Raw genomic sequence first — 12,664 nt, 5'->3', positions numbered from 1 at the left:
ATGTTACAGCGCGCATGGCCTTCAGCGCCAGTACTCACGCAGCTTATGGAGCCTTTTCATGTCCCTGGAAAACCCGCTTTGGCGCTATGCGCTGGATCTTTACTCCCGTCCGGGTGTGGAAGCTGCTGCGCTGGAGCTGCAAACGCTGGGATGCAGTATCAATCGACTGATTCTGGCCTGCTTTCTCGCGCAGCAGGGAAAGCAGCTGACGCCGGAGCTGTTGCAGGGCGAGGCGCAGGCTTGGCAACGGGAATTGACCCATCCGCTGCGCGCGCTGCGTTATCGGGTGAGAGAGCAGAAAGCCGAGCGTGCCGAGCTGGATGTCTGCTATCGCAAACTGCGCGAAGCGGAGCTGGCCTGTGAGCAGGTAGAGATCATGTTGCTGTGGCAGAGGGTTGAAAAGACCCACCAGGCGGAGGTGTTGAAGGAGGATCCGCTGCGCAGCAACATTGAACTGATCGTTGCAGAAATGGGCGATCAGGCTGTGATGCAAGCGTCATCGCAGATCGACGCTTTTATTGCTGTGGTTGATCCTGATCGGCTGGCCAGTGGCTGAACTTTCGCGTTTAATGGGCGACTAACCCAGCACAACCCGCGTTAAACTGTTAAGGAATCGAGCATGAAGAAAACCTTAATCGCTGTGGCACTGACTGGTGCGCTTGTGTCTGCACCGGCTCTCCAGGCCGAGGAGCTTAGCACCGACCAGGAGAAACTCAGCTACAGCCTGGGTCTGATCCTCGGTCAGAAGCTGAAAATGGATATTGAAGACCTGGATATCGATGCCTTCCGTAGCGGTGTGGAGACTGTCTACTCCGAGGAAGAGCCTCTGCTGACTCAGGAAGAGATGGGTGCGGTCATGCAGTCCTTCCAGCAGCAGCAGATGCAGGAACAGCAGGCTGCCATGGCCAAGATGGCTGAAGACAACAAGGCGGCCGGCGATGAGTTCATGGCTGAAAACGGCAAGAAGGATGGCGTGGTTACCACCGATTCCGGTCTTCAGTATGAAGAGCTGAGCGAAGGTGAGGGCGCAAGCCCGAGCGAGGAGGATACCGTTAAGGTTCATTACCGCGGTACCCTGATCGACGGTACCGAGTTCGACAGCTCCTATGCCCGTGACAAGCCGGTGTCCTTCCCGCTGAACGGTGTTATCCCGGGCTGGACCGAAGGCCTGCAGATGATGAAAGAGGGTGGCAAGGCGCGCCTGGTGATCCCGTCCGATCTGGCTTACGGCCCGGGCGGTATGGGCAACGCTATCGGCCCCAACGAAACCCTGGTATTTGAAGTCGAGCTGCTGGAGATCAATCCGGACTCCGACGCTCAGTAAGGCAACTGCCTTGCACTGAAAAACGGCCGCTGATGCGGCCGTTTTCGTGTCTGGTATGAGGTGCGCCCCGCGCCAATAGAGCGGGTGAAAGATTTATCTCAGCACGTTAATCAGCCCATTAGAGCCCACCGCGTAATAGCGGCCGTCATTACCGAACCCTACCGCCTCAATGCTGGTGCTCGTCGGCCCGTAGGCATCACGCTTTTTGGTCTGCCACTTGCGCAGCTCTTTGCCGGAGCTTACATCCCAGAGCTGCACGCTGCCGGAGGCGCTGCCGGTCAGCAGCTGGCTGCCATCGCTGGAGAAGCGGGCGCTGATATAGCTGATCCGTTTTTTCCACAGCATTTCGTCACCGCTCAGCGTATGCAGAATCTGACCACTGCGGGTATCCCAGATATAGGCCTTGTCCAGCGTGGCTGAACTGAACGCAAAGCGGCCGCCATCGGATAGCTCCACCGTGTCCACGGTGTTGTCGAAACTGATGCTGTGCAGCTCTTCACCGCTGCTCATCTCCCACAGGCGAGCCGTGTAGTCGTCAGCGCCGGTCAATGCCAGGTCGGCGGCGCTATCCAGCGCTACGGAGCGAACCCGGGCCGGGTGTAGCAGGGTGCGGCGGATACCACCGTTCTTGATATCGAAATAGACCGCCTGGTGATTGGCGAGGCCTAGAAGGGCGTAATCACCATTGGTGGACAGGGCTATGGAGAGAACTTCGGAGGGGGCGATCCAGTACCAGATCGGTTTACCATCGTCGGTGTTCCAGAGCACCAGGTCGATGCTGCTGGCCGTGGCGGCGAAGCGCCCGTCCGGCGAGAAGCTGCTGTCGACGATATTGGTATAGTCGCCCTGCTTGTGGTTCCAGTCGTACAGACGCTCATGGCGGCGAGTATCCCAGTAGCTGCCGCCGTGCTGTGTGGAGCCGACGATGGCGTGATTGCCGTCTGGTGAAAGAGTGGCGCTGTAGATCCCCTGGGCAGTGTATTCCTGCCAGCTTTCAGGGTCGTCGCCGGTGCCGCAGCCGGTCAGCAGCAGGGCGCTGCAGAGGAGGGCCGCGACGCGCTTCACGCTTCGTCAGCCACCGGCCGGTGAGCGTTATGGAGCACTTCGATCAGTTCATCTTCCAGTTCGAAGCGGTCTTCCAGTGTTTCGCACATATTGGACAGCTCTTCGGCAAAGTCACGAATCTCGCGCAGTGTCGGGCTGTCGAACGCGCCGTAGCGGTCGTTGAAATCCAGTGCGGCATTGGTAGTCGGTTGAATGCGCGGGAACAGGCCCTGCACCTTGTCGACGCTGCCGTCATCGAACTCGCTGCCTTCGAGCAGCAGCTGCTCGTAGACTTCGAAGTGGCCAGATGAGAGGTAGTCCATCAGCAGGTCGCAGAACAGTGTCAGCTGTTCGTTGAGCGGCTTGCCGATCTCACAATCCGAAAGGGAGAAAAGGGTCCGGATCAGCTGCTGACGCTGCTCGAGCCACTGATCGATAATATCGCTGACACCGCCCCAACGTTCTTTGGCATTACGGCATTTTTCCAGCATTTTCGCCCCTCCGCATTTATTATTGCTCAATAGTAATGCCAGCCCAACGGGGGTGCAACAGCGCACCGGCTAGTGTCGGCCGGAGGCCGGCCCCGGTATACTCTCGCGGCATAGATCACAGGTATCAAGAGAGGGAAGAGAATGTTCAGAACACTAAAGCCGCTGCTACTTACGCTACTGTTTCTGACGGCTCCTCAGCTGCATGCGGAGGAGGAGGGGGCTCCCTACATCAGCTATATCGAGCTTAAACCCTTTGTGACCAACTTTGGCTCGGCGGATGATCTGCACTTTCTGAAGGCGGAGGTAACACTGCAGGTGGACTCCGAAGCGGCCCATCACGCTGTGAACGCGCACAAAGCACAGATCCGCAATGATCTGGTGTTTCTGTTCAGTGCTCAGACCGAGGAGAGTGTGGCCGGCGTTGCTGCACAGCAGCTGTTGTCAGGCGAGGCGTTGAAACTGGTGCAGGATATGCTGAGGGAAGAAGAGGGCGCGCCCTATGTCGCTGACCTCTTCTTCACCAGCTTTGTCGTTCAGTAAAACGCTTTAGACCAGCTTAACTGGCCATATAGTGGGCGAGAAAGTCGTCGAAGCTCTGGCTGTCGGCGGCCTCGATCGCCTGCTGCTCGGCCAGAGAATCCGCAGCCATCTTGTTGAACAGCTGCTCTCTTTCCGCTGACAGCGGTGTGGCACACAGGGCTTCCCGGTGTGCACGGCTCTGCTGCAGCGCCCATTCGTTATAACCGGCACCGCTTTCGCGAATGGCGTTCAGCACCTGCGCCGAAGGCGTCTGGTCCGGATCTTCCAGCTTGGCGTACTGCGCATCCACCGCCTTGGTGTAGCTGTCGCCGCCCTTGATGCTGTCCATCACCTGGGCCGTGAGTCTTACCTGATCGAGCATATCACTGCCGCGTTCGGCAACGCTCTGACCGCCGTTGTTGCAGGCCAGTTTCAGGCCTGGCTCACGTCCGCGGGTCACCACCAGCTGATGGTTGATGGCGATCTGTTCGCACTCTGCATCGGTGATCGGCTCGTTGGAGCAGATCAGGCAGGTGATCAGGAAGGAATCCATGAACAGGGACTGTTCCAGGTCGATGCCCAGCGGCTTCAGCGGATCGATATCGGTGCTGCGCACCTCGATGTACTCCACACCGCGCTCGCGCAGCGCCTGGATCGGCTTCTCGCCGGAACGGGTGACCCGCTTCGGACGTACGTCGCTGTAGTACTCGTTCTCGATCTGCAGCAGGTTGGTGTTGAGCTGGTTGTACTGGCCGTTCTGCTTCACACCCAGCTGCTCGTAGGCCGGATGCGGCCTGCGGATCGCATCGCTCAGCGACGCGGTATAGGTATCCAGGTGGTTGTAGCAGATGTTCAGTGCCGACTGCGCCTTGTTGGAGTAACCCAGGTCGCTCATGCGCAGGGAAGTCGCCCAAGGCATAAACAGCGTATGGTCACCGATCTTTTCCAGCTGGTTCGGGCGGCCCTGCATAAAGCTGGACGACAGCGCCGGAGAGGCGCCGAACAGGTAGAGCAGCAGCCAGCTGTAACGGCGGAAGTTGCGGATCAGATTGAAGTACCCGGCGGAGCGGAAGGCATCGATACTGCCGCTGGTCTTCGTCAGCTGCTGATACACCGGCCAGAAGTTTTCAGGCAGTGAAAAGTTGTAATGAATACCCGCTATGGTCTGCATCATCTTGCCATAGCGGTGCTGCAGACCGACCCGGTAGATGTGCTTCATGATGCCCACATTGGAACCGCCGTACTCGGCGATGCGGATCGCCTCTTCCGACGGGATGTTGCACGGCATGCTGGCGTTCCAGAGCTCTTCGTCACCCAGGTGCTTGTAGGTGTAACGGTGCAGGTCGGCGAGGTACGCCAGTGTCTCTGCAGGCGTTGCGCACACCGGGGTAATAAACTCCAGCAGCGCTTCGGAGTAATCGGTAGTGATCTGCGGGTGCGTCAGCGTTGAGCCGAGCGCGCGCGGATGGTCGGTCTGTGCCAGACGCCCCTGAGAGTCGACTCGCAAGCCCTCTTTCTCGATGCCGTGGCCCAGTTGGGTCAGCAGTTTGGCATCGCCGGTGGCGACCAGTAGATCCAGATGTTTTTCCAGAGTTGCCTGCACAGGTCGGATTCCTGTTAAAAAGACTAAAACGCGGCATTATACGCCCGCCAAAGGGCGGGAGCCATGCTCCCTATTTTTTTCCGCGAGCCAGGCCCGCAGCGCGCAGTTGGGCACCGAGACTGCCCTCGCGAGCCGGCTTCTGCTCGCGGCTCGGGGCGCTCTTCGGTTTGCGCTCGGATGCTGTCGGCGCCGGGCGTTCCCTCTTCATGCTCAGGCCGATCCGTTTTCTGCGCTCGTCCACTTCCAGTACGCGCACCTGCACGATCTGACCGCTGGAGACCACGTCATGCGGGTTGCTGACGAACCGGTCTGCCAGCTCGGAGACATGCACCAGACCATCCTGATGCACGCCGATATCCACAAAGGCGCCGAAGTTGGTGACGTTGGTCACCACGCCCTCGAGCTGCATCCCCGGTATCAGATCGGCCAGGGTCTCGACCCCCTCCTGGAATTCAACGGAGCGAAACTCCGGCCGAGGGTCGCGGCCCGGCTTTTCCAATTCGCGGAACACATCGTTTACGGTATAGCTGCCGAAACCTTCGCTGACAAAACTGGACGGGTCCAGCGACTTCAGCGCTTCAGGTTTCGCCAGCAGGTCGCGTTGATCTAAACCGGCGGCTTTGGCGATAGCGGCGACCAGTGGGTAGGACTCAGGATGCACGGCGGAATTATCCAGCGGTTCCTCACCATCGCGGATGCGCAGAAAGCCGGCGCACAGCTCGAACGCCTTGGGTCCGAGGCGCTTCACCTTAAGCAGCTGGCGACGATTAGTGAATACGCCCGCTTCGTCACGCCAGGCGACGATATTGTCGGCCAGGGCCGTGTTAAGGCCGGACACATGACGCAGCAGCGCACTGGAGGCGGTGTTCAGGTCGACACCTACGTGGTTGACGCAGGTTTCGACCACCGCGTCCAGCGCTTCGGCCAGCTTCTGCTGGTTCACGTCGTGCTGGTACTGGCCCACGCCGATGGAGCGCGGATCGATCTTCACCAGCTCCGCCAGCGGGTCCTGCAGACGACGGGCGATGGACACCGCACCGCGGATGCTCACGTCCAGGTCGGGAAACTCTTTCGCGGCCAGTTCGGAGGCGGAGTAAACCGAGGCACCGGCTTCACTGACGACCACGGGTTGCAGGTTGAGGCTGGTTTCGCGCTTGGCCAGCTCACGGGCGAGCTGCTCGGTTTCCCGCGAGGCGGTGCCGTTACCGATGGCGATCAGTTCGACGCCATGCTTTTTACACAGCTTGGCCAGCGTCGCCAGTGACTGGTCCCACTGCTTTTTCGGCACATGGGGGTAAATAGTGGTGTGTTCGAGGAAGCGGCCGGTGGCGTCCACCACAGCTACCTTGACGCCGGTACGCAGGCCCGGGTCCAGCCCCAGGGTGACACGGGAGCCGGCCGGCGGTGCCAGCAGCAGGTCATTCAGGTTGCGGGCGAACACCTCGATGGCAGCGTCTTCCGACTGCTCACGCAGCCGCTTGACCAGCTCAGTCTCCAGCTGCGGCTGCAGTTTTTTGCTCCAGCACTGTTCCAAAGTGCGCTGCATCCAGTCGGACAATGATGCCGCACGCAACTGCCAGTGGCGCTGGATCTGTTCGATGCCCAGCTGCTCGCGGCCTTCCGGCAGTTCGAGTTTGTACTTCAGTACCCCCTCCTGCTCGCCACGCAGCATTGCCAGGGCGCGATGGGAGGGGATCTTCGCGACCGGCTCCGAATATTCGAAGTAGTCACGGAATTTGCTGTCCGGATCCGCCTTGCCGCGTGCGGCGCGACTGACCAGCAGGCCATACTGCCACAGCATTTTACGCAGCGATTCGACCAGGTCAGCGGCTTCAGCCAGTTGCTCGATCAGAATATGGCGGGCGCCTTCCAGCGCGGTATCGCTGTCGGCGATGCCCTTGTCTGCGTCGATAAAGGCGGTGGCGGCCTGCTCTGCCTGTTGTGACGGGTTTTGCAGCAGGCTTTCGGCCAGTGGGCCAAGACCTGCTTCGCGCGCCTCCTGTGCCTTGTTGCGGCGCTTGGGGCGGTAGGGGGCATAGAGATCTTCAAGCCGGGCGCGATTATCCGCCGCCAGCAGCTCGCTTTTCAGGCTGTCACTGAGCTGACCGTTATCCTCGAGCTGGCGCAGAATGGTGTCGCGTCGGCTCTCCAGATCACGCAGCTGCCCGAGACGCTGATGCAGATTGCGCAGTTGGGTATCGTCGAGGGCGCCGGTGGCTTCCTTGCGATAGCGGGCGATAAAGGGAACGCTGGCGCCTTCGTCCAGCAGTGCGATGGTGGCGCGTACCTGGCCGGGGTTGATCCCCAGGTCGCTGGCCAGTCTCTGTTCTATCGGCATCGGCGAGTTGCTCGGTAGGATAAACGTCAGTAACAGCTGAAACGTTATTCAGTGTGGCAAAAAAAGCCCCCGCAGGGCGGGGGCTCTAGGTGTTCAAACGCGGGCCGATCAGGGCACCTGGATAATCTGCATGGAGTTGGTACCGCCATGCACGCCCAGTTTCTGGCCGCGGGTCAGCAGCACGGTATCGCCGCTGGCGATCTTGCCGGCGGCAACCAGTCCTGCCAGAGCCTCATCGTTGAGCTTCTCTTCGCTGGCCTGGGTCGCATCAAAGAACATCGCTTCCACACCACGATAGAGCGCCACGCGGCGCATGGTCTGTTCGTTGCGGGTCAGCGCGTAGATCGGCAGGCCGGAACGGATACGGGACATCCACAGTGGGGTGGAGCCGGACTCGGTCAGGCAGATGATCGCCTTGATGGTCGGCAGGCTGTTGGCGGTGAACATGGCGGAACGGGCGATCGCCTCGTCGCTGCTCTTGCAGGCGTGCTCCGGCTCGGTGGTGACCGGGCGCGACAGCAGGTGCTTCTCTGCGCCCTGGCAGATCCGGGTCATCGCCTGAACCACGTCTACCGGGTACTGGCCGGCGGCAGTCTCGGCGGACAGCATGACCGCATCGGTGCCGTCGAGGATGGCGTTGGCCACGTCGAACACCTCAGCACGGGTCGGCATCGGTGCGGTGATCATGGTTTCCATCATTTGAGTCGCGGTGATGACGACACGGTTAAGCTCACGGCCGCGGCGGATGATGTGTTTCTGCACGCCGATCAGCTCGGCATCGCCGATCTCCACGCCCAGGTCGCCACGGGCCACCATGACGCCGTCGCAGGCGAGGATGATTTCGTCCAGTGCTTCCTGGGTGGCTACGGTTTCGGCCCGCTCAACCTTGGCGATGATCTCGGCACGGCTGCCGGCTTCATCGAGCAGAGCGCGGGCTTCGCGCAGATCGTCGCCGGAACGCGGGAAGGAAACCGCGACATAGTCCAGGTCCAGCTCGGCCACGACCTTGATATCGGCCTTGTCCTTCTCGGTCAGCGCTGCAGCGGAGAGGCCGCCGCCCTGGCGGTTGATACCCTTGTTGTTGGACAGCTTGCCGCCGATGGTGACTTCGGTGTTGATGCGGCTGCCATCGATGCTGGTCACACGCAGCTGCACGCGGCCGTCGTCGAGCAGCAGGATATCGCCTTCGGCACAGTCTTGTGGCAGTGCCTTGTAGTCGATACCGACTTCCTGCTGATTACCGGCGTTGGTTTCCAGCGCAGCATCGAGCACGAAGTGATCGCCGATCTTCAGTTCGATCGGACCTTCGGCAAAGCGGGCGATACGGATCTTCGGACCCTGGAGGTCGCCAAGGGTTGCCACTGACATGCCCAGCTTGCGGCTGGCTTCGCGGACCGCCAGTACACGCTGACGATGGTCGTCGGCGCTACCGTGAGAAAAGTTGAGGCGGACGGTGTTCACTCCGCTCTGGATCAGCTGTTCAAGAACACCAGGTTGGTCGGTGGAGGGGCCCAGGGTGGCAACGATCTTGGTACGTTTCAGCATCGGAAGGTCTCTGCTTGCAGTGGAGGACGCCTGTTCGGCGGAGCGCGACTAAAGTAAGATTCAGACACTACAATTTCAAGTCATGCAGGATTTCAACATGGAGATAGGCCGATAAGATGGCGGAAAAAGCCGGCCCATCCATCAACTCACCCAAGGCCTTTCGGCCTGCAATCCTGTTTCTGCTGCTCGCGCTGTTCTCGTTACTCCTGCTTGAAACCGGCGTGATCAGCCGACAGGAGGCGCTCGAAGATCTGCAGCAGAGTGCCGAGTCTCACCTTGATCGCTATATTATCAGTTTGCAACAGAAGCTGAGCCGCTACAAAGATTTGCCGCATCTGCTCTCGACCCACTCTGATCTGCGTACCGCGGTTGTGGCCGAAAAGGGCGCGCCCGCCATCGACAATGCCAACCGTTATCTCGAGCAGGTTAATGAGATCATGGGCACCACCGATGCCTATCTGATGAACGCCGAGGGGCTCACCGTTGCCGCCAGCAACTGGCGCAAGGAAGACACCTTTATCGGTCGGAACTTCAGCTTCCGGCCCTATTTTCAGGATGCTATGGCCGGGAACGAAGGCCGGTACTTTGCCCTGGGTACCACCTCCAATCGCCGTGGTTACTACTTCTCCAGCCCGCTCAGACTGGAGGGTAAGGTCGTCGGTGCGGTCGTGGTTAAGGTGGATCTGCACGATGTTGAGCGGCACTGGAGTAACCCGCTGATCGATATTCTGGTGACCGACTCGGATGGCGTCATCTTCATCTCGACCCGACCCGAGTGGAAGTTTCGTTCGTTACGGGCGCTCTCCCAGGCGGATCTCGGCCGCATCGTGGAGAGCCAGCGCTACGGCGATTACGAGCTGTCGGCGCTGGATGTGGTCAAGCGCGAGCCGCTGGCGGAAGGGGGTGAACTGATCACCCTGCTGGATGGGCGCGAGATTCGCAATGAGGCCCTGGATGGGGTGGAACCGAAAAAATATGTGCTGCGCCGCAAGCAGGTGCCGGGCACCGGTCTTTATGTTTCGGTACTGGCGAGCCTTGCGCCGGTGGGCGAGGCGATGTGGGGCGCGCTGCTGCTGGTGGGCTTCAGTACCGCTGCCATCACGCTGCTGATCCTGTTCCTGCTGGCGCGTCGGCGCATTGTGCGGGAGCGGGCGCTGTTCCAGCAGCGAGAGATGCTGGCGCTGGAGGAGAACGAGGCACGGGTGCGGGCGATTATCGATAATACCCATGCGGGCCTCGTCGTGCTGGATTCCAGCGGTTGTATCGAGTCGATCAACCCCACCGCCGAGACCCTGTTCGGGCAGACGCTGGAGGGGATGCGCGGTCACTACTTCAGTCAGCTGCTGACGCAGCCGGATCGGGTGGTTTGCTGGCGCCATATTCTTGCCGATACCGCCGAGGTGCCGGATCTGCTCAACGCCGAAGTCACAGGGCTACGCGCTGATGGCGGTGAGATTCCGCTGGAGATCACCATCAACCGCATGGCGCTCACCGATGGGCGGCACTTTATCGTTACTCTGCATGACCTGACCGAACGCAAGGAGCAGGAAGACCGCCTCAGAGCCGCTCAGGAAGCGCTGGAGAGCCGTGTGGAGGAGCGTACCGCCGATCTGAGCCGCGCCAACGACAAGCTGCGTGAAGAGATGGAGCAGCACAGCCAGACCCAGAACGAACTGATCCAGACCGCGAAACTTGCGGTCATCGGGCAGATGTCCGCCGGGATTAACCACGAGCTGAACCAGCCGCTGACGGCGATCCGCAATTACGCCGATAACGCCCGCGCCTTTCTGGCGCGGGATAGGCTGGAGACGGTGGACAGTAACCTCACCGAGATCAGCGGCCTCACCGAACGGATGAGCCGAATCATCCATCCGCTGAAGGAGTTTGCCCGCAAAAGCAGCAACAGCTCAGAGCTGGTGTCGCTGCAGGCGGTGCGCGATGGCGCCATGTCGCTGATGTATGGCCGCTTTGAGAAGGCCGGTGTTGCGGTCTACTGGCCGGAACGGCTGTCGGAATTCTATGTGCTCGGCGATATCCTGCGGCTGGAGCAGGTGGTCGTGAACCTGCTGGCCAACGCGCTCCAGGCGATGGAAACCAGCGCGGATAAACGTATAGATGTCAGCATCGAGACCCATGAAAAACGCCTGCTGCTATCGGTGCGTGACCATGGGCCAGGGATCGCCGAGAGCGATCTGCAACGTGTATTTGAACCCTTTTTCACCACCAAGAAGTCGGGCCAGGGTCTGGGGCTGGGGTTGTCGATCTCCTATCGGATCGTCGAAACCCTGGATGGCAAACTGACGGCGGCGAATCATTCCGAGGGTGGTGCGGTGTTTACCATCGACCTGCCCCGCGGCGTGCGCCCGGAACTGACAGTCCTGCCGGCGGAGGAGCATGATGACAAGCGGTGAACCGACGATCGCACCGATACTGCTGATCGATGATGAAAAACATATCCGCCTGGCGGCAGGGCAGACGCTGGAGCTGGAGGGTTATGCGGTGGAGGCCCTGCCCTCAGCGGACGGTGTGCTGGAACGGCTCGATCCGGACTGGCCCGGGGTGATCGTCACCGATATCAATATGCCCGGTATGGATGGGCTGGAACTGATGCGCCAGGTACGGGCGGTGGATCCGGAGCTGCCGGTGATCCTGATCACCGGTCACGGCGATATCTCCATGGCGGTGAGTGCCATCCGCGAGGGGGCTTACGATTTTATCGAAAAGCCGTTCGCCTCCGATTTCCTGCTCGATACCGTGCGCCGTGCCGTGGATAAACGCCGGCTGACGCTGGAGAACCGTCGCCTGCGTCAGGAGCTTGAGATCCAGAACGCAGCCGGTCCGCGCATGGTGGGTAAGGATCCGAAAATCGTCGCCCTGCGTCAGTTGTGCAAAACCGTGGCGGAAACGCCGGCGGATATCCTGATCCTGGCGGAAACCGGTTCCGGCAAGGACCTGGTGGCGCGCTATATCCATGAGCGCAGCCCGCGCCGGTCGAAAAACTTTGTCGCCATCAACTGCGGTGGGGTGCCGGAAAACCTGATTGAGAGTGAACTCTTCGGTCATGAGGCTGGTGCGTTTACTGGTGCCAAGGCGCGCCGTATCGGCAAGCTGGAGCACGCCAACGGCGGTACCCTGTTCCTCGACGAGATCGAGAGCATGCCGATGTCGCTGCAGATCAAGCTCCTGCGGGTGCTTGAGGAGCGCGCCATCGAGCGTCTCGGTTCCAATCAGCTGATTCCGCTGGATATCCGGGTGGTGGCTGCGGCCAAGATCGATCTGAAAAAACTGGCGGAAGAGGGCCGGTTCCGTGAGGACCTCTATTACCGCTTGAATGTGGTCAGGATCGATATTCCGCCGCTGCGTGAACGCCGCGAAGATATCTCACTGTTGTTTCAGCACTTTGTGCTGGTGGCCTCGGCGCTGTACGGGCGAGAGGTGGTGGAGATCTCTGCGGAGCGGATGCACAGCCTGCTGATGCATGACTGGCCCGGTAACGTGCGAGAGCTGCGCAATCTGGCGGAACGCTATGTGCTGCTGGGTGAGTCCTGCACCTTCGACTTCGATAACCGGCCGATCACCGATGATGCCAACGGTAACGGCCTGACCCTGCCTGAACAGGTGGAGCGGTTCGAGCGGATGCTGATCCACACCGAACTCTCCAAGCATGGTGGCTCGATCAAGGACACCCTGCATGCGCTGGGTCTGCCGCGCAAAACCCTGTACGACAAGATGAAGAAGTACGGCCTGGAAAAGGAAGACTACAAGGCGTGAGCCGCTCCGACCGCAGACGAAAAAGCCCG

The 12,664-nt window shown here is 60.4% G+C and carries 10 protein-coding genes; 5 read left to right on the top strand and 5 right to left on the bottom strand.

Going from position 1 to position 12,664, the window contains the following annotated elements; all coding sequences use genetic code 11:
- Positions 1-58 precede the first annotated feature (58 nt).
- Positions 59-556 (top strand): TIGR02444 family protein, encoded by a 498-nt coding sequence (locus tag CLV83_RS15050; RefSeq protein ID WP_132294031.1) that lies wholly within the window; start codon positions 59-61, stop codon positions 554-556.
- Between the two features lie 63 nt (positions 557-619).
- The gene (gene bamJ, locus CLV83_RS15045) at positions 620-1,324 is read left to right on the top strand and encodes a BamJ family beta-barrel-assembly machinery protein (RefSeq protein ID WP_132294028.1); all 705 of its coding nucleotides are present in this window, start codon (positions 620-622) and stop codon (positions 1,322-1,324) included.
- Positions 1,325-1,417: 93 nt separating this feature from the next.
- On the opposite strand, the gene CLV83_RS15040 is transcribed toward bamJ, so the two are convergent.
- A complete protein-coding gene (locus CLV83_RS15040) occupies positions 1,418-2,389 on the bottom strand; it encodes a WD40 repeat domain-containing protein (RefSeq protein WP_132294025.1) in 972 nt (323 codons plus the stop codon).
- Positions 2,386-2,859, bottom strand: coding sequence for a sigma D regulator (rsd, locus tag CLV83_RS15035; protein WP_132294022.1), 474 nt, complete (start codon positions 2,857-2,859; stop codon positions 2,386-2,388). Before rsd ends, CLV83_RS15040 begins: the two co-directional genes overlap by 4 nt.
- A gap of 141 nt (positions 2,860-3,000) precedes the next feature.
- Here rsd and CLV83_RS15030 point away from each other — a divergent pair, with 141 nt between their 5' ends.
- Positions 3,001-3,399 carry a flagellar basal body-associated FliL family protein gene (locus tag CLV83_RS15030; RefSeq protein ID WP_132294019.1) on the top strand — a complete coding sequence of 133 codons (399 nt, stop codon included), beginning with the start codon at positions 3,001-3,003 and terminating at the stop codon, positions 3,397-3,399.
- 16 nt (positions 3,400-3,415) lie between these two features.
- Here the strand turns inward: CLV83_RS15030 and gshA are convergent, their stop codons facing one another.
- From gshA to pyk, 3 genes are all read right to left on the bottom strand, one after another.
- Positions 3,416-4,981, bottom strand: coding sequence for a glutamate--cysteine ligase (gene gshA / locus CLV83_RS15025; protein ID WP_132294016.1), 1,566 nt, complete (start codon positions 4,979-4,981; stop codon positions 3,416-3,418).
- A gap of 70 nt (positions 4,982-5,051) precedes the next feature.
- Positions 5,052-7,319, bottom strand: coding sequence for a Tex family protein (locus tag CLV83_RS15020; RefSeq protein ID WP_132294013.1), 2,268 nt, complete (start codon positions 7,317-7,319; stop codon positions 5,052-5,054).
- A gap of 108 nt (positions 7,320-7,427) precedes the next feature.
- Positions 7,428-8,864, bottom strand: a complete 1,437-nt coding sequence (pyk, locus tag CLV83_RS15015) for a pyruvate kinase (protein ID WP_132294010.1) — start codon at positions 8,862-8,864, stop codon at positions 7,428-7,430.
- A gap of 116 nt (positions 8,865-8,980) precedes the next feature.
- On the opposite strand from pyk, the gene CLV83_RS15010 reads away from it, so the two are divergent.
- Positions 8,981-11,275, top strand: a complete 2,295-nt coding sequence (locus CLV83_RS15010; RefSeq protein WP_132294007.1) for an ATP-binding protein — start codon at positions 8,981-8,983, stop codon at positions 11,273-11,275.
- The gene (locus CLV83_RS15005) at positions 11,259-12,635 is read left to right on the top strand and encodes a sigma-54-dependent transcriptional regulator (RefSeq protein ID WP_243642396.1); all 1,377 of its coding nucleotides are present in this window, start codon (positions 11,259-11,261) and stop codon (positions 12,633-12,635) included. Before CLV83_RS15010 ends, CLV83_RS15005 begins: the two co-directional genes overlap by 17 nt.
- The last annotated feature ends 29 nt before the right edge of the window (positions 12,636-12,664 follow it).

This window comes from Marinobacterium mangrovicola (assembly GCF_004339595.1).
In the GTDB taxonomy this organism is placed as follows: domain Bacteria; phylum Pseudomonadota; class Gammaproteobacteria; order Pseudomonadales; family Balneatricaceae; genus Marinobacterium_D; species Marinobacterium_D mangrovicola.
Note: the sequence above shows the minus strand (reverse complement) of the source record. Positions and strands in the feature narration are given on the sequence as shown.

Coding starts and splice junctions, on each gene's coding strand:
- CLV83_RS15005 (WP_243642396.1), top strand. CDS start 11,259: ATGATGACAAGCGGTGAACCGACGATCGCACCGATACTGCTGATCGAT.
- rsd (WP_132294022.1), bottom strand. CDS start 2,859: ATGCTGGAAAAATGCCGTAATGCCAAAGAACGTTGGGGCGGTGTCAGC.
- CLV83_RS15020 (WP_132294013.1), bottom strand. CDS start 7,319: ATGCCGATAGAACAGAGACTGGCCAGCGACCTGGGGATCAACCCCGGC.
- bamJ (WP_132294028.1), top strand. CDS start 620: ATGAAGAAAACCTTAATCGCTGTGGCACTGACTGGTGCGCTTGTGTCT.
- CLV83_RS15030 (WP_132294019.1), top strand. CDS start 3,001: ATGTTCAGAACACTAAAGCCGCTGCTACTTACGCTACTGTTTCTGACG.
- pyk (WP_132294010.1), bottom strand. CDS start 8,864: ATGCTGAAACGTACCAAGATCGTTGCCACCCTGGGCCCCTCCACCGAC.
- CLV83_RS15010 (WP_132294007.1), top strand. CDS start 8,981: ATGGCGGAAAAAGCCGGCCCATCCATCAACTCACCCAAGGCCTTTCGG.
- CLV83_RS15050 (WP_132294031.1), top strand. CDS start 59: ATGTCCCTGGAAAACCCGCTTTGGCGCTATGCGCTGGATCTTTACTCC.